Here is a 456-nt window from a genome sequence, read left to right as displayed (position 1 = left end):
CGAGATTCTCGACAACAGGCCCCGCGCGCCGGTGGTCAGCGCGTCGCCGCTCGGCTGCGGCGTGCCGGCGGTGGCGGCCACGCCCGAGGCGGCCGCCGCCATGCCGGCAGGGCTGGCCTGGTGCGCCTCGGCGGTTTCTGCGCGGGCCACGACGAACTGATTGGCGCTGCGGTTCAGCGAAACCACGGCCGCCGAGGCGTCGAAGCCCACCGGCGTGATGGTCACGGTGCCGCGCGCGCTGTCCGGCCAGGGCGCGGAAAATCTCACCTTGCGGTATTGGCCGGCCTTCAGCGTGAAGCGCTCGGGCACGCCGGCCTCGCGCACCAGCTTGACGGGCACCGGCGGCTGCTCGGCATTGGTCACGGTCACCTCGAGCGTGTCGGGCACGCTGACCGGCAGCGGTTTCGCGTCATCGTCCGAGTAGATCAGCGTGAGCGTGAGCGGCGCATCGGCCGC

At 72.8% G+C, this 456-nt stretch carries 1 pseudogene; it reads right to left on the bottom strand.

The features are described from left to right. Positions 1–456: pseudogene (locus FQ705_RS01955) on the bottom strand (phospholipase); the annotation flags it as partial.

The organism is Paraburkholderia sp. BCC1884 (genome assembly GCF_900996225.1).
In the GTDB taxonomy this organism is placed as follows: Bacteria; Pseudomonadota; Gammaproteobacteria; order Burkholderiales; family Burkholderiaceae; genus Paraburkholderia.
The sequence above is the reverse complement of the archived record's forward strand: the minus strand, read 5'-3'. Positions and strand labels throughout refer to the sequence as shown.